The following is a 15376-nucleotide window of genomic DNA, read 5'->3' as shown; positions in this document are numbered from 1 at the left end:
ATACCCCAGCGAGCGCCACCGATGATTGGGTGCCGTGAGCGTGAGGCCCACCATAAGCCTGCTTGGGCAGAAACTCGGTGTGTTGGCCCACACAAGGGAAAAATGTCTAAAAATGGCGATCGACGGTTCAAGACGCTGGCAGCAAGCGGTCGTATTCCTTTTTGACCACGGCGTAGCACTCGCAAGTGCGCTGCTCTAGGCCCGGGCGGTCGAGCACGGTGATCAAGCCGCGTCGGTAATGGATCAGCCCAGCGGCTTGCAGATGCCCCGCAGCTTCGGTGACGCCTTCGCGGCGCACCCCCAGCATGTTGGCGATCAACTCTTGCGTCATGGCCAGCTCGTTCGAGGGCAGTCGATCCAGACTCAGCAGCAGCCAGCGGCACAGTTGCTGATCCAGCGAGTGGTGGCGGTTGCAGACGGCGGTCTGTGCCATCTGGGTGATCAGGGCTTGGGTGTAGCGCAGCAGCAAGTGCATCGCGGGGCCGGCCCGGTTGAACTCCTGCAACATCAGGCTCGACTTGAGCCTGAAGCCTTGGCCCGCGCTTTGCACCACGGCTCGGCTCGGGGTGGATGCGCCGCCCATGAAGAGCGAGATGCCCACCAAGCCCTCGTGGCCGACCACCGCGATCTCGGCCGAGGCGCCGTCTTCCATCACATACAGCAGCGAGACGATGGCGGTGGTGGGGAAGTAGACGTGGCTCAAGGTGCTGCCGGATTCGTAGAGCACTTGGCCCAGCGGCATCTCGACCGCCTCAAGTTGGCCTTGCCAGCGCGCCCATTCGGCCTCGGGCAGGGCGGCCAGAAGTTGATTCTGGCGCGCGTTGCGGGGGTCGTTCGGGTTCGATAAATCGGTCATACGCGGCTCCAACGCTTAGGCCTTGCAGAAGTCACCCACCGCAGACCTAGCGCCTGCGGTGGATGTGGTGGACTCATCGGCCGCGAGTATAGGAGGGCGGCTTGGTCCCTGACGGTGCGCTGACGTACAGACAAAAAGCGTCGGAGCTGCGCAGACTTGGCCCGCCTACAAGACCAAATCGAGGAGCATCGACATGACCAAAATCCGCAAACTCACCAGCCAAAACCTCTATCAAATGGCGGAGGATGCTTTTACCGCTGAAGGGGGGGCGATCTTTCAGGGCGCTGTTCGGTCGGCCACAGCAGTGGCTGTTCAGTGGGAGTTGGATCGGGTGATGAGTGAGTTCTCGATTCGCCGCATCGGCCCTGGCTTTGAATGCCACGGCGAACACCATGAGTGCCTTCATGACGCAGTGAGGTATGCATGGTCGTTGCGCACCGCCGCCCCGATCAGTCCGCCCGCTCACAGCCCGGAAAAAAACATCCCGAGCGCCGCCGACCGGCAAGTCATGACTTCTATGGGGATCGAATTTGCGGCCGGGCGCTATCGCGTGGTCATGCACTGCGACCATTTGAATGAGGCCGTGGATTACGCCAGCTTGGTCATGAGGAAGGCCCCTCACGATATCGTTCAATCAACAGCCGTGAGGGTGGCCTCATGAACCCCATCACCTTATTTATCACGGCCATCTTGGCCGCACTGAGTGCGGCGATGGCCTCCATGGGGTATCCGTCCACAGCGGTGTTGCTGGGTATTGCGGCGCTGCTGGTCGCGTCGTCCTTGAAGATGGCCAACACGTGGCAGAAGTTCGTCGTGCTGCGCGCCGGCAAACTGCACAGCATCCAAGGGCCGGGGCTGTTCATGATCATTCCGGTTGTGGATAGCGTGGTGGCGGTGATTGACGAGCGCATCCAGACCACCGCGTTCAACGCCGAGCAGGCCCTGACGCGTGACACGGTGCCGGTCAATGTGGACGCGATCATCTTCTGGCATGTCTATGACGCCCAAAAAGCGGCTTTGGCGATCACCGATTACCACCAAGCCATCGACCGTGTGGCGCAGACCTCGCTGCGCGAAATGATCGGTGCGTCGATGCTGGCGGCGCTGTTGTCGGATCGCAAGGAAACCGACCGGCAGTTGTGTGAGGACATTGGCCGCAAGACCATGGCTTGGGGCGTGACGGTCAGCTCGGTCGAGATCCGTGATGTGGCGATCCCTGAAGCCTTGTACGACGCGATGTCACGCCAAGCTCAGGCTGAGCGCGAAAAGCAAGCCCGCATCATCTTGGGGGCGGCCGAGGCTGAGATCGCTGGCAAGTTTGTCGAAGCGGCCAAGATCTACGCGGGCTACCCCGCTGCCCTGCAATTGCGCGCGATGAACATCATCTATGAGACCACCAAGGAGCGCGGGGCGACGATTCTGATGCCCACCAGCATGGTCGATAGCATGAGCCCGCTCACGGTGGTGGCCGCTGCACTTGGGGTGCAAAGCGGGCTGACGCATCAGTCCTTGCCCACCATCGCGCCAGCATCCACCCAAGCGTCGAACTGAGCAGCGCTTAGCCCCCCCACGCGCAAGGCGGCTTCGCGCAGGCTCAAGCCCTCTTGATGGGCGACCTTGGCCATCTGGGCGGCGCGGTCGTAGCCGATATGCGGCGTCAGCGCCGTCACCAGCATGAGCGATTGATCCAGCAAGGCTTGGGTGCGGGCGCGGTTCACCAAGAGGCCTTCGACGCAGTGCGCAGCAAAACTGCGCATCGCATCGCTCAGCAGCCGCAGGCTGTCGAGCACGTCGTAGGCGATCAAGGGCTTGTAGACATTCAGCTCGAAGTGGCCTTGGCTGGCCGCAATGCCAATGGCCACGTCGTGGCCCATCACTTGCGCGCAGACCATCGTCAGTGCCTCGATTTGGGTCGGATTGATCTTGCCCGGCATGATCGAGCTGCCCGGCTCGTTCTCGGGCAAGTGCAATTCGCCCAAGCCCGCACGTGGGCCGCTGCCCATGAGCCGGATGTCGTTGGCGATTTTGGTCAGCGCCACCGCCAACATCCTGAGCCCGCCGTGCAGGGCCACCAAGGCTTCGTGCCCAGCCAAGGCGGCAAAGCGGTTCTCGGCCACCGTCAAGGGGGCGTTGAAGCGCGCCGCCAGCGTGGCCGCCACCCGTGTACCAAAGTCGGGGTGGGTGTTTAGGCCCGTGCCCACCGCTGTGCCGCCGATGGCCAGTTGATGCACCGCTGGCAGCGCGTGGTGCAAGGTGGCTTCGGCCAGCGCCAGTTGCGCCGCATAGCCGCCGAACTCTTGCCCCAAGGTGATCGGGGTGGCGTCTTGCAAGTGGGTGCGGCCGATCTTGAGCGTGGCGCTCCACGCTTGTGCTTTGGCTTCGAGCGCGCTGCGTAGCGTTGTTAACGCAGCCAGCAGCGGTTGCATCTGGCTGATCGCCGCGATGTGCATGGCGCTGGGAAAGACATCGTTCGACGACTGGCCCCGGTTCACATCGTCGTTCGGATGCACCGCCACGCCGTGTTGCTCGGCGCAGAGCCGGGCGATCACTTCGTTGACATTCATGTGGCTTTGGGTGCCCGAGCCGGTCTGCCAGACCGAGAGCGGAAAGGCGCTGTCCCACGTTCCTGCGGCGACTTGGGCCGCAGCGGCGGCGATGGCTTCGGCTTTGCGCGCCTCCAGCAGGCCAAGATCGCGGTTGACCTCGGCCGCAGCCCGTTTGATCTCGGCCATGGCGTGGATCAGGCCCAAGGGCATGCGCTGCTCGCCGATGGCAAAGAAGTGCCGGCTGCGTTCGGTCTGCGCGCCCCACAGCGCTTCAGCAGGCACCTCGATGGGGCCAAAGCTGTCGGTTTCGATGCGGTTCATGGCGCAGCGTTGAGCAGTTGGCGCAGCACGTAAGGCAAGATGCCGCCGTGCCGGTAGTAGCGCATCTCGACGCTCGTGTCGATGCGCAGCAGCACGCTGACGCTGCTGATGTAGCCGTCGGCGTGCTGGATACGCAACGTCAAAGACTGTCTGGGCTCAAGGAGCGCTTCGACCCCGAGCAGATCAAAGCGTTCGTCGCCGCGCAGCCCCAGACTTGCGGCGCTGTCCTCGCCCTTGAACTGCAAGGGCAGCACGCCCATGCCGACCAAGTTGGCGCGGTGGATACGCTCGAAACTGCGCGCCACGACGGCCCGGATTCCCAGCAAGCGCGTGCCCTTGGCGGCCCAGTCGCGGCTGGAGCCGGTGCCGTATTCCTCGCCCGCAAAGAGGATCGTCGGTGTGCCGGCTTGTTGGTAGGCCATGGCTGCGTCGTAGATGAAACGCTGCCGCCGTTCGGGCTGTGAGAGCGTCAAACCGCCCTCGATGGGTTGCTTATCTGGCCCCAACGGCAGCATCAGGTTGCGCAAACGCGGGTTGGCAAAGGTGCCGCGCAGCATCACTTCATGGTGACCCCGGCGCGAACCATAGCTGTTGAAATCCTTGGCCGGGATGCCCAAGCTGCGCAGATAAGCCCCTGCGGGTGAATGCTCATCAATGGCACCTGCTGGGCTGATGTGGTCGGTGGTGACCGAGTCGCCCAAGATCGCCAAGGCCCGCGCCCCGTGGAGGCTCGCCACGGGTGCCGGGGTGAGGGTGAAGTCGTCAAAGAAAGGCGGGCGGGCGATGTAGCTGGAAGGCTCCCAGTTGAAAACCCCGCCACTGGGGGCGGCAATGCGCGCCCACAAGGGGTTGGGCTGCTCATCTTGGTAGAGCCGCTGGTAGGTTGCAGGGTCGGTGGCTTGGCGCAGCGCCGTGCTGAGGTCTTTCGGGCTGGGCCAGATGTCGCGCAAGTACACCGGGCGGCCGTGGGGATCTTGTCCAAGCGGCTCACTGGTCAGATCAATCCCCACCCGTCCGGCCAAGGCGAAGGCCACCACCAGCGGCGGGCTCATGAGGAAATTGGCCTTGATGGCGGGATGGATGCGCGCTTCGAAGTTGCGGTTGCCCGAGAGCACCGCGCTACAGATCACATCCTCGCGTTGAATCAGCGCTTCGAGGTGGGCCTCCAGCGGCCCAGCATTGCCGATGCAGGTGGTGCAGCCGTAGGCCACGACCCGAAAACCCAGCGTCGCCAAGGGGGCGAGCAGACCGGCCTTGTCGAGGTAGTCCGGGACCACGCGTGAGCCCGGAGCCAGCGAGGTCTTGATGTGTCCCCCCACCCGCAGGCCGCGTGCCACCGCGTTGCGGGCCAGCAGGCCGGCGGCCAGCATCACACTGGGGTTGGAGGTGTTGGTGCAGGAGGTGATCGCCGCGATCAGCACATCGCCATCGCTCAGGAGCGTGGTCTTTGACGGCTTTTCCCCGGTTCTTGTCAGGGCTATTTTGCCGTAGCCGCCATCGCTGGCCGGTGAGGCCAAAAGCGCTGCAAAGCGCTGTTTGAGCTCGGGCAGCGGGATGCGGTCTTGGGGGCGTTTGGGGCCAGCGACGCAGGCCGAGACTTGGCCCAAGGGGATGTCGATCACGCTGCTGTAGTCGATCTCGCCCGCGCGCGGCATGCCAAAGAGCTGCTGGGCTTGGAAGTAGCTGCGAAAAGCATCCACCTCTTGGGCGCTGCGGCCGGTGGCGGCGAGGTAATGGGCGGTTTCTTCATCGGGCGGAAAAAACCCCAGCGTGGCACCGTATTCCGGGGCCATGTTGGCGATGGTCGCGCGGTCGGGCAGGCTGAGGGCTGCTGCGCCGTCGCCAAAGAATTCAACAAACTTTCCCACCACCCGTGCCTTGCGCAGCCGCTCCGTGATCAGCAACACCAAGTCGGTGGCGGTGACACCAGGGCCCAGCCGGCCTATCAAATGCACGCCCACCACGTCGGGGGTGAGAAAGGACACCGGCTGGCCCAGCATGCCGGCTTCGGCCTCGATGCCGCCCACGCCCCAGCCGACGACGCCCAAGGCGTTGATCATGGTGGTGTGCGAGTCGGTGCCCACCAAAGTGTCGGGGAAGTAGAGCGCGCCGTGTCGGTTCACGCCACGCGCCAGAGATTCCAAATTGACCTGATGGACGATGCCCACGCCCGGTGGCACGACGCGGAAGGTCTCGAAGGCCTGCATGCCCCATTTGATAAAACGGTAGCGCTCGGCGTTGCGCTGGAACTCCAGCCGCATGTTCAGATCAAGCGCGTCTCGCTCCCGGAAGTGATCGACCTGCACCGAATGGTCCACCACCAAGTCCACCGGCACACAGGGTTCGATGCGCTGGGCGTCATGGCCCATGCGCAGCGCCACGTCGCGCATGGCCGCCAAGTCGCACAGCAGCGGCACGCCCGTGAAGTCCTGCAACAAGATGCGCGCCACCACAAAGGGGATCTCTTCGGTGCGATGTCCGGTGGGCTGCCAGTGGGCCAGTTGCTGGACATGGGCGGCGGTGATGCGCTCGCCATCGACATGGCGCAGCAGCGATTCGAGCACGATGCGCAACGACACCGGCAACCGGCCGACCGCAGCGATGCCCAGCGCTTCCAGCGCCACCAGCGAGTGCATCTGTCCCACCTCTCCCGAGGCCAGCGTAAAGGGTCGCAGCGTATCTTTGGGACGCAAGGGTGTGGCGGGCAAAGACATGACGAACTCCTAGTTGTGCCGCATGCTATCCCTGCGGATCCCGCCGACCTGCAACCGGCGCTGGCAGACTGCTGCTTTTTGACCACACGATGGCCACCATGACGTCAACTTCCAACCTTTCGACTTGCGACCTCTGCGATACCCACAAGGGCGACAGCAGCGGGGTTTTTCGGGTGCTACCGCCGGTGTTCCGCTCCTTCGGCGGCTTGCGCCGCTTTGCCGGCCCGGTGGTGACGGTCAAGTGCTTTGAGGACAACACCTCCGTCAAAGCCTTGCTCGAAAGCCCCGGCTTGGGTCGGGTGCTGGTGGTCGATGGCGCGGCCTCGCTGCGCCGGGCCTTGATCGGCGGCAACATCGCCGCCGCTGCGGCCAAAAACGGCTGGGCCGGGGTGGTGGTGGATGGCTGCGTGCGGGATGTGGCCGAGCTGGCCCAAGCGCACGTCGGCATCGTGGCTTTGGCCGCCATGCCGCTGCCGACCGAGCGCCGCCAAGCCGGTCAGGTCGATGTGGCGGTGCAAATTCAAGGCGTCTGGGTGCGTCCCGGCGACCACTTGGTGGCCGACGACGATGGCATCGTCGTCATGGCTGCGGTTTAATCGCTCCCTTTGAGAAAGAGTGCTGCCTTGAATACGTCCCTTCTGAATCCCGCTGTTGCTGCGACCCCTTTGGCCGACTGGCCAGCCTTGCGGGCGCAGATCGAGACGATCACCGAGCTTTATCCCGAAGCGGCCATGGCGCAGCTCGACGCCCAGCGCGCCACCCTGGCCGAGCCCATGGTGCAAGTGCTGGTCGATGTGGCGGCCGACCCTGAGCCAGCGTGCATGCCGGACTACGCCTTGCACATGCTGGCCATGCACTGGCTGGCCGTGGGCCGCGACACCCGTGCCTATGCGCCGCTGATCGCCATCGGTCGGCTCGACGCGCACTTGGTGATGGATGAGCTGCTGGGGGACGTGGTGCATCAAAGCTACGGCCGCTGCTTGGCGGCGGTTTGCGACGGCCATCTGGAGCCGTTCAAAACGCTGATCGAAGACGATAAGGCCTCGCTTTGGGTGCGCATGGCCGCGCTCGACGGCTGGGCGGTGCGCGTGCTCGAAGGCGACGCCGAGCGCGCTGAGCTGATCGCGTATTTGCAAGATTTGGGCACGCGCGAAGCCGAGCGCCAAACCGCGCTGCGCGCTGCCGGTCAAGGCCCAGCCCCCGCCACGGATGAAGATCTGGGTGATCTAACCTTGCTCGACGCCGTGGCGACGGTGGCGGCGGACATCAGCGCCCAAGAGCTGGGCCCGCAACTCAAGGCGTGGATCGACAGTGGCGTGTTGCACGAGGAATTCGCCGACTGGGCTTACCTTGAAAAGAACCTGAACACGCCCTTTGAAGAGCATGTGCGCGAAATGCGTGACAACGGTCGGGGCTACCCCGTCGATGTGCAAACCGAAGTGGCGTGGTGGTATCACGCCACCGAAGTTGAGGACGAAGGCGTCGGTGCGGCCTATGCCCGCGAAGCCTTGAGCGCGCTGCCGCGACCCTTTGTGCGCGAAATCCCCAAGGTCGGCCGCAACGACCCATGCCCCTGCGGCAGCGGCAAAAAGTACAAAAAGTGCCATGGGGCTTGAGGGCATGAGCGTGATGGAAGACACCCCAAGCACCGACGCCCTGACCTTGGCGCATTACGCCGAGCGGGCTTACCTGGAGTACGCCTTGAGCGTGGTCAAGGGGCGGGCGTTGCCGGATGTGTGCGACGGCCAAAAGCCGGTGCAGCGGCGCATTCTTTACGCCATGCATCGCATGGGTTTGGCCACTTCACGCGGCATGGCTGGGGCTAGCGGTGCTAGGCCTGTCAAGAGTGCGCGGGTGGTGGGCGATGTGCTGGGGCGTTTTCATCCGCACGGCGACCAAGCGGCCTATGACGCCATGGTGCGCATGGCGCAGGACTTTTCGCTGCGCTATCCGCTGATTGACGGCCAAGGCAACTTTGGCAGCCGCGACGGCGACGGTGCGGCGGCGATGCGCTACACCGAGGTGCGCTTGTCCCCGATGGCGCGCTTGTTGATGGACGAGATCGACGCCGGAACGGTCGATTTCATGCCCAACTACGACGGCTCGACCGAAGAGCCGCGCCAGCTGCCAGCGCGGCTGCCTTTTGTGCTGCTCAACGGTGCCAGCGGCGTGGCGGTCGGTTTGGCGACTGAGATCCCGAGCCACAACCTGCGCGAAGTGGCCGCCTTGGCGGTGGCGTTGCTGCGTGATGCGAGCTTGTCGGATGAAGCGATGTATGCGCTCGTACCGGCCCCGGATTTTCCTGGCGGCGCGCAGATCATCGCCAGCAGCGAAGAAGTGCAAGCGGCATACCGCAGCGGGCGCGGCTCGATCAAGGTGCGGGCGCGCTGGATCATCGAAGAGCTGGCGCGCGGGCAGTGGCAATGGGTGGTGACGGAGTTGCCGCCGGGCACCAGCTCGCAAAAAATTCTGGAAGAAATCGAGGCCCTGACCAACCCCAAGATCAAGCTGGGCAAGAAAGCGCTCACGCCCGATCAGGTGCAGCTCAAGGCCTTGGTGCTGAACGTGCTCGACGCCGTGCGCGATGAGTCGGGCAAAACGGCAGCGGTGCGCTTGGTGCTGGAGCCACGCAGCCGCACCACCGACGTCCAAGAGCTGATCGCGTTGCTGTTGGCCCACACCAGCTTGGAAACCTCGGTGCCGATCAACATGACCATGATCGGTCTGGACGGTCGGCCGGTGCAAAAGGGCTTGCGCACCATCGTGCAAGAGTGGCTCGACTTCCGCCAAGTCACGCTGCGGCGGCGCAGCCAGCACCGTTTGGATCGGCTGCTGGAGCGCATCCATGTGCTTGAAGGTCGGCAGATCGTTTGGCTGAATCTGGACGCTGTGATCCGCGTGATCCGCGACAGCGACGAGCCCAAAGCCGCTTTGATGGCGCAGTTCGCCCTGAGCGAGCGCCAAGCCGACGACATCCTTGAAATCCGTCTGCGTCAACTCGCCCGCTTGGAGCATTTGAAGATCGAGCAGGAGCTGGCCCAGCTGCGCAGCGAGCAGCAGCAGTTGGAAAACCTGCTGGCGCACCCTGAGGTTTTGCAGCGTCACATGATTCGGGAGATCGAGGCCGACGCCAAGCAGTACGGTGACGAGCGCCGCACCTTGATTCAGGCCGAGAAAAAGACCGTGACTGAACTGAAAGTGCTCGACGAGCCGGTGACGGTGGTGATCAGCCAAAAGGGCTGGGTGCGCAGCCGCCAAGGCCATGGGCACGAGGCCAGCGCCTTTGCGTTCAAGGCGGGCGATGGCTTGTACGCCACCTTCGAGTGCCGCAGCGTCGATCCGCTTTTGGTGCTGGGCAGCCACGGCCGGGTCTACACCGTGGCCGTCAGCAGTTTGCCGGGCGCGCGCGGCGACGGCCAGCCGATCACCAGCTTGATCGACCTTGAGCCCGGCACCCAGCCGCTGCACTACGTGGCCGCCGCGCCCGAGACGCGCTTTTGGTTGGCCCAGAGCGGTGGCACCGGCCTGATCGCCAGCGTGGCCGACATGGTGAGCCGTCAAAAGGGCGGCAAGAGCTTCCTGAGTCTTGAGCCCGGCGAGCAGCCGCTGCGCCCCATGCGCCTCAGCGCCAGCCACACCCAAGCGGCGTGCCTGAGCCGCAGCGGTCGCTTGTTGGTCTATCCGCTGACGGAGCTGAAGCACCAACCCGGCGGCGGCCGAGGCCTGACCCTGATCGGGGCCACCGACCCGCTCACTGACCCGCTGATCGCCGTCCAACCCTTCCACCTGAGCCTGCGCCTCACCGGCCAAGGCCGAGGTGCCAAAGCGCGCGACGACGAGCTCAAAGGCGCCCGCCTCGCCACCCACACCGCCAAACGCGCCCGCCCTGGCGTGGTGGTGGCCGGGTTTGTGAAGGTGGAGGCGATGGCCGAAATCTGACCCCCCATCCAAATCCAGCCCTCACCCCTGGACCCTCTCCCGCGTTTGCGGGCGAGGGGAGTGTTTTTTACCGTTCGCCCTGAGCTCGGTCGAAGGGACCGTGTCAAGCGGGCAGGGCTTCGACAAGCTCAGCCCAAAAGGTTGGGGTGAGGGTTCCACCATAATTACGGGTTGACCCTCATGGTTTGGACCGATGGATGCTTCTTTGATTTCTGCGCCGCAAGGGCTTGTGGCGAGCGACTTGGTGGCGCGCAGTTTGCGTCATGTGTGGCATCCGTGTACCCAGATGAAGCGGGCGTCGGAGCACAGTCCGCCGTTGCCGATCGTGCGCGGCACGGGGCCGTGGTTGATGGATGCTGATGGGCGGCGCTACTTTGATGCCATCAGTTCGTGGTGGGTCAATTTGTTTGGGCACGCCGATGCGCGGCTGAACGCGGCGTTGAAGGATCAGCTCGATACGCTCTCGCACGTCATGCTGGCCGGGTGTACCCACGCGCCGGCGGTGGATCTGGCCGAGGCGTTGTCGAACCGCACCGGCGGGGTGTTGGGCCATGCTTTTTATGGCAGCGACGGGGCCTCAGCCATCGAGATCGCGCTCAAGATGAGTTTTCACGCTTGGCGCAATCTGGGCCAAGGCGCGCGGCGCGAGTTTGTGTGCTTGCGCCAGAGCTATCACGGCGAAACCTTGGGCGCGTTGGCGGTGACGGATGTGGCGATTTTTCGCGATGCTTATGACCCGTTGCTCATGCGCGCGCATCTGGTCGATAGCCCCGATGCGCGCCAGGTCGAGCCGGGCGAGCGCCCTGAGGACGTGGAAGCCCGGGCGTTGGCCGATCTGGAGCGCTTGCTGCAAGCACGCGGGCCGCACATTGCGGCCGTGATCATCGAGCCCTTGGTGCAGTGCGCCGCAGGTATGGCGATGCATGCGCCGAGCTATGTGCGCGGCGTGCGGGCACTGTGCGATGCCTTTGGGGTGCATTTGATCGCCGATGAAATCGCGGTGGGTTGTGGGCGCAGCGGCACCTTTTTTGCCTGCGAGCAAGCGGGCATCTGGCCGGACTTCATCACCTTGTCCAAAGGCATCACCGGCGGCTATTTGCCGTTGTCGGTGGTGCTGACGCGCGACGCTGTGTACCAAGCGTTTTGGGACGACAGCATGGCGCGGGGGTTTTTGCATTCGCATTCCTACACCGGCAACCCGCTGGCGTGCCGGGCCGCGACCACCGTGCTGCAACGCTTTGCCGACGACGACGTGCTGGCACGCAACGCGCTGCTCAGCCAAGGGGTGATGCCCACGTGGTCGGCCGCTTTGGCCGGGGACGAGCGCGTTACGGCCTTGCGTCAGCGCGGCATGATCTGGGCCTTTGATGTCAGCCCTGAGCGCGCCGGCGTGGATTTTTCGGAGCGTTTCCACCAAGCGGGTCGGCGTCATGAACTGATGATCCGGCCCATCGGTCGCACGGTGTACGTCATGCCGCCGTATCTGCAAGCGGCTGAGGTCTACGTTGATATGGCCGAGCGCGTGCTGGCGACCCTTGACGAGGTGGTGCCGCGATGAGTGTTTTGAGGGGTGGCTTGCTCGGCACGCTGGCCGAGCAGCTCCAAGCCCGGCGCGATCAGCATGCCTACCGCAGCCTGCGCGTGGCCGAGAGCCCGTGCGGGCCGCATCAGCGCTTGCGCGCCGAGAACGGCTTGGTGGTTGAACGCTTGGCTTTTTGCAGCAACGACTATCTGGGCTTGGCCCATCACCCGGCGCTTATCGACGCTTTGGCTGAAGGTGCTCGGCGCTTTGGTGCGGGCAGCGGGGCGTCGCACCTGATCAACGGTCACAGCCGTGCCCATGCGGATCTGGAGGATCAGCTGGCGCAGCTGATGTCGCCGTGGGTGCCCGGCGCGCGCGCGCTGTTTTTCTGCACCGGCTACATGGCCAACTTGGCGCTGCTGACGGGCCTGGCCAGCGCCGGGGATCGCAGCACGACGCTGTTTTGCGAAAAGCTCAATCACGCTTCGCTGATCGACGGGGCCAAGCTTTCGGGCGCGCAGGTGCAGCGTTATCCGCACGCTGACACAGTGCGGCTGGGCGCTTTGCTGGCGCAGAGCACGGCGGGGTTGAAGATCATCGTCACCGACGCGGTCTTCAGCATGGACGGCTGCCTAGCGCCCTTGGCTGAACTGCTGGCGCTGGCCGAGACGCACGACGCTTGGCTGGTGGTGGACGACGCCCACGGCTTTGGCGTGCTCGGGCCGCAGGGGCAGGGCAGTTTGGCTGAGTTGGGTTTGCGCAGCGAGCGGCTGATCTACATGGGCACCTTGGGCAAGGCGGCTGGTGTAGGCGGCGCGTTTGTGGCGGCGCATCCGCTGTTGATCGAATGGCTCATCAACAGCGCTCGGCCCTACATCTACACCACCGCTGCGCCGCCAGCGGTGGCCTTTGCGCTTCAAACCAGCCTGGATCTGATCACTGGGCCCGAAGGGGCTGCCCGCCGCACCGCGTTGCGCGCGCGCATCACGCAGCTGCGCAGCCACTTGCCGGCAGCTGTGGCGGGCCGGGGTTGGCGACTGCTGGATTCCCCAACCGCGATTCAACCCTTGGTGGTGGGCGACAACGCCACTGCGCTGGCCTTGACGGCGGCTTTGGAGGCTCACGGCCTGTGGGTGCCGGCGATTCGGCCGCCCACCGTGCCGGTGGGGGCGGCGCGGCTGCGCATCGCCCTGAGCGCCGCGCACACCGAAGCGGATGTGGCGCACTTGGTGCAAGTTCTGCATGCCCTGCATGTCTTGCAGGAGGGCGCTCCATGAACCGCCCCATGAGTCGTCCCATAAACCCCACCTTGCGCGGCTGTTTTGTCGCGGGCACCGACACCGACGTGGGCAAGACCTGCATCAGCGCCGCCTTGTTGCATCTGCTGGGCCGCCAAGGCTGGCGCTGCGCCGGGCTCAAGCCCATTTCCGCTGGACAAGACGAGCGTGATGGCGCGTGGAGCAACGAGGATGTGCGCCTGTTGCAAGCCGCCTCCACCATGCCCTTGTCGAGCGCTCAAGTCGGGCCGGTGCAGTTTCGCCAGCCTTGCGCGCCACATATCGCCGCTGCCTTGTCCGGCCAAAACATCGCGCCGCATATCGGCCTCACGGCCGCCCAAGCCTTGATGGCCGCTGGGGCCGAGGTTTTGGTGGTCGAAGGGGTGGGCGGTTTTGCCGTGCCTTTGGCGGCTGACTTGTCTTGGGGCATGGACGATCTGGCCGCTGAATTGGCTTTGCCGGTCATCTTGGTGGTGGGCCTGCGTCTGGGCTGCCTGAACCACGCGCTGCTCACCGCGCAAGCGGTTGCCGCCCGGGGTTTGAAGCTGGTGGGCTGGGTGGCCAACACGGTCGATCCCGCCATGGCGCATCGCCAAAGCAACATCGAAGCACTCAAAGCGGGCTTGCAACGGCGTTATGGCAGCGTTTTTCTGGGTGAAGTGCCGCGTTTGACCGAGGTCACCCCCGTAGCGGTGGCAGCTTATTTGGATGGCGTCGCGCTGCGCCAAGCGTTGGATTTTGAAAAGGTAAGGCCATGACGACGAGCAGTAGTCCTTTGAGTAGTCCCTTGGTATGGAGTGAGGACTACTTTGGTGGGGCCTGGCTGGTGCGGGGTTTTGACGATGTGGAGCAGGGCTTGCGCGATGCGCGCCTGTCGGCACGGCGCACCGGCGGTTGGCTGCACAAGAACCAAGTCGAGGCGACCGAGCCCGCTGAGACGACCCAAGCGACCCAGGCGACCCAGGCGACCATTCGGCCCTTCCAAGGCATGTTGGCGCGGGCGCTGCTGTTTGTGGACGCGCCCGATCATGGGCGCTTGCGCGGCGTGATGATGGGCGCTTTCCAGCCCCATGCGTTGCAGGCGCTGGGTGAGCGTTTGCGCGCACAAGTGCGCCGCTTGCTTGACGAGATTGATACGAACGCACCGTTTGACTTTATCCAGCGCATTGCCCAGCCGGTGCCCGCCCAAGTGGTCTCACAGATGCTCGGGCTGGACTACACCCAAGCCGAAGCCGCTCTGCGGTCCGCGACCGATCTGGCCGCGTTCATCGAACACCCTGATCCTTCGCCCGAGATGATTCAGCGGGCACAGCGCTCGGCGCTTGCCATGGCGGGGCTTTGGCGGCAGTGGTTAACGGTGGATGCGGATGCTCCCGTCCAAGTGATGGATCCAAACGCCCCGGACGCTTTGCTGAGCCGCTTGCTGGCGGCCTACCGCGAGGGCCGGATCGAGAGCCGCGAAGAATTGTTGGCGCAGTGCGTGACGCTGCTCTTTGCCGGCCACGAGACCACGCGCCACTTGCTTGGGCTGGCGCTGGATGCCCTGCTGGCTGACCCGGCCTTGCGAGCTCAAGCGCAGCGCGACTCCGCCACGATGCGGCGTGCGGTGCGCGAGGTGTTGCGCCACAGCAGCCCGGTCAAGTACACCGCTCGGCGTGTGGGCGTGCCCTTCACGTGGCATGGCCAAGCACTGCGGCGCGGCGAGCTGGTGTTGTTGATGGTGGCGCAGGCCAATCGGGATGCCACGCATTTTCGCGCGCCCGATCAGCTTGATCTGCGCCGCGACGAAGGGATGCATCTGGCTTTTGGCGTCGGGCCGCACGTGTGCATCGGTGCGGCTTTGACGCAACTCGAAGCCGAGATTGTCTTGACCGAAGTTTTGACCCGCTGGCCGAACCTGCACCGCGTGGCGGGTGCTGTTCGGATCGAGAGCGGGCTGTATCAGGGCTGGCGGTCTTTGCCGGTGTCAGCTTCCTGATGATGGGCTGCCGGGGTTCCCGGCAGCGGCGGCAAGGTGGACATCCACCATGAGAGCCAGATTTGATTGGCTTCGGTCAACTCGGTGAGCAAGCGTTGTTGGTGCTGCATCAACGCCATCACGTCCCAGGGCGCAGCGCCCAGCGGAGTGTCTTCGTTGTCCAGCTTCAACGGCCAAGGGGTCCACCACGGGTTCATGTTCATCTCCTTGATGACAGGTCACA

12 protein-coding genes and 2 pseudogenes are annotated in these 15376 nt (G+C 64.5%); 10 read left to right on the top strand and 4 right to left on the bottom strand.

Annotated elements, in window-relative coordinates:
* Positions 1 to 127 precede the first annotated feature (127 nt).
* Entirely contained in the window at positions 128 to 856 is a 729-nt protein-coding gene (locus tag AC3VI7_RS02580; RefSeq protein ID WP_489669840.1) for a Crp/Fnr family transcriptional regulator, read from the bottom strand.
* 193 nt (positions 857 to 1049) lie between these two features.
* Here AC3VI7_RS02580 and AC3VI7_RS02575 point away from each other — a divergent pair, with 193 nt between their 5' ends.
* On the top strand, positions 1050 to 1517 hold the full coding sequence (locus tag AC3VI7_RS02575) for a hypothetical protein (RefSeq protein ID WP_489669841.1): 468 nt from the start codon (positions 1050 to 1052) through the stop codon (positions 1515 to 1517).
* A complete protein-coding gene (locus tag AC3VI7_RS02570) occupies positions 1514 to 2407 on the top strand; it encodes a slipin family protein (RefSeq protein ID WP_489669842.1) in 894 nt (297 codons plus the stop codon). Before AC3VI7_RS02575 ends, AC3VI7_RS02570 begins: the two co-directional genes overlap by 4 nt.
* On the opposite strand, the gene fumC is transcribed toward AC3VI7_RS02570, so the two are convergent.
* A complete protein-coding gene (gene fumC, locus AC3VI7_RS02565) occupies positions 2359 to 3723 on the bottom strand; it encodes a class II fumarate hydratase (protein ID WP_489671347.1) in 1365 nt (454 codons plus the stop codon). The genes AC3VI7_RS02570 and fumC overlap by 49 nt on opposite strands.
* A complete protein-coding gene (gene acnA, locus AC3VI7_RS02560) occupies positions 3720 to 6437 on the bottom strand; it encodes an aconitate hydratase AcnA (protein WP_489669857.1) in 2718 nt (905 codons plus the stop codon). Before acnA ends, fumC begins: the two co-directional genes overlap by 4 nt.
* A 98-nt stretch (positions 6438 to 6535) precedes the next feature.
* Here acnA and rraA point away from each other — a divergent pair, with 98 nt between their 5' ends.
* The 8 genes and pseudogenes from rraA to AC3VI7_RS02520 all read left to right on the top strand — a co-directional run bounded on the left by rraA (position 6536) and on the right by AC3VI7_RS02520 (position 15153).
* On the top strand, positions 6536 to 7033 hold the full coding sequence (gene rraA, locus AC3VI7_RS02555) for a ribonuclease E activity regulator RraA (protein ID WP_489669856.1): 498 nt from the start codon (positions 6536 to 6538) through the stop codon (positions 7031 to 7033).
* Positions 7034 to 7042: 9 nt separating this feature from the next.
* Positions 7043 to 7591, top strand: a pseudogene (locus AC3VI7_RS02550) (DUF1186 domain-containing protein); the annotation flags it as partial.
* Between the two features lie 387 nt (positions 7592 to 7978).
* Positions 7979 to 8053: pseudogene (locus AC3VI7_RS02545) on the top strand (SEC-C metal-binding domain-containing protein); the annotation flags it as partial.
* 13 nt (positions 8054 to 8066) lie between these two features.
* Entirely contained in the window at positions 8067 to 10376 is a 2310-nt protein-coding gene (gene parC, locus AC3VI7_RS02540; protein ID WP_489671383.1) for a DNA topoisomerase IV subunit A, read from the top strand.
* Between the two features lie 193 nt (positions 10377 to 10569).
* On the top strand, positions 10570 to 11934 hold the full coding sequence (gene bioA, locus AC3VI7_RS02535) for an adenosylmethionine--8-amino-7-oxononanoate transaminase (protein WP_489669436.1): 1365 nt from the start codon (positions 10570 to 10572) through the stop codon (positions 11932 to 11934).
* Positions 11931 to 13175, top strand: a complete 1245-nt coding sequence (locus AC3VI7_RS02530; RefSeq protein WP_489669435.1) for an 8-amino-7-oxononanoate synthase — start codon at positions 11931 to 11933, stop codon at positions 13173 to 13175. The genes bioA and AC3VI7_RS02530 overlap by 4 nt, the downstream gene beginning before the upstream one ends.
* Positions 13172 to 13933 carry a dethiobiotin synthase gene (gene bioD / locus AC3VI7_RS02525; protein ID WP_489671381.1) on the top strand — a complete coding sequence of 254 codons (762 nt, stop codon included), beginning with the start codon at positions 13172 to 13174 and terminating at the stop codon, positions 13931 to 13933. The genes AC3VI7_RS02530 and bioD overlap by 4 nt, the downstream gene beginning before the upstream one ends.
* Positions 13930 to 15153, top strand: a complete 1224-nt coding sequence (locus AC3VI7_RS02520; protein ID WP_489669433.1) for a cytochrome P450 — start codon at positions 13930 to 13932, stop codon at positions 15151 to 15153. The genes bioD and AC3VI7_RS02520 overlap by 4 nt, the downstream gene beginning before the upstream one ends.
* Here AC3VI7_RS02520 and AC3VI7_RS02515 read toward each other — a convergent pair.
* Positions 15117 to 15350: a hypothetical protein gene (locus AC3VI7_RS02515; RefSeq protein WP_489669432.1), complete on the bottom strand. Its 234-nt coding sequence runs from the start codon at positions 15348 to 15350 to the stop codon at positions 15117 to 15119. The two genes, AC3VI7_RS02520 and AC3VI7_RS02515, sit on opposite strands and share 37 nt — an antisense overlap.
* Positions 15351 to 15376 lie beyond the last annotated feature (26 nt).

It is taken from the genome of Leptothrix toolikensis (SeqCode) (assembly GCF_057922285.1).
The sequence above is the reverse complement of the archived record's forward strand: the minus strand, read 5'-3'. Positions and strand labels throughout refer to the sequence as shown.

What these genes read in the sequence shown, in the direction of transcription:
- AC3VI7_RS02515 (WP_489669432.1), bottom strand. Translation starts at nt 15,350, where the DNA reads ATGAACCCGTGGTGGACCCCTTGGCCGTTGAAGCTGGACAACGAAGAC.
- bioD (WP_489671381.1), top strand. Translation starts at nt 13,172, where the DNA reads ATGAACCGCCCCATGAGTCGTCCCATAAACCCCACCTTGCGCGGCTGT.
- AC3VI7_RS02530 (WP_489669435.1), top strand. Translation starts at nt 11,931, where the DNA reads ATGAGTGTTTTGAGGGGTGGCTTGCTCGGCACGCTGGCCGAGCAGCTC.
- AC3VI7_RS02575 (WP_489669841.1), top strand. Translation starts at nt 1,050, where the DNA reads ATGACCAAAATCCGCAAACTCACCAGCCAAAACCTCTATCAAATGGCG.
- AC3VI7_RS02520 (WP_489669433.1), top strand. Translation starts at nt 13,930, where the DNA reads ATGACGACGAGCAGTAGTCCTTTGAGTAGTCCCTTGGTATGGAGTGAG.
- AC3VI7_RS02570 (WP_489669842.1), top strand. Translation starts at nt 1,514, where the DNA reads ATGAACCCCATCACCTTATTTATCACGGCCATCTTGGCCGCACTGAGT.
- AC3VI7_RS02580 (WP_489669840.1), bottom strand. Translation starts at nt 856, where the DNA reads ATGACCGATTTATCGAACCCGAACGACCCCCGCAACGCGCGCCAGAAT.
- acnA (WP_489669857.1), bottom strand. Translation starts at nt 6,437, where the DNA reads ATGTCTTTGCCCGCCACACCCTTGCGTCCCAAAGATACGCTGCGACCC.
- rraA (WP_489669856.1), top strand. Translation starts at nt 6,536, where the DNA reads ATGACGTCAACTTCCAACCTTTCGACTTGCGACCTCTGCGATACCCAC.
- fumC (WP_489671347.1), bottom strand. Translation starts at nt 3,723, where the DNA reads ATGAACCGCATCGAAACCGACAGCTTTGGCCCCATCGAGGTGCCTGCT.
- parC (WP_489671383.1), top strand. Translation starts at nt 8,067, where the DNA reads ATGGAAGACACCCCAAGCACCGACGCCCTGACCTTGGCGCATTACGCC.
- bioA (WP_489669436.1), top strand. Translation starts at nt 10,570, where the DNA reads ATGGATGCTTCTTTGATTTCTGCGCCGCAAGGGCTTGTGGCGAGCGAC.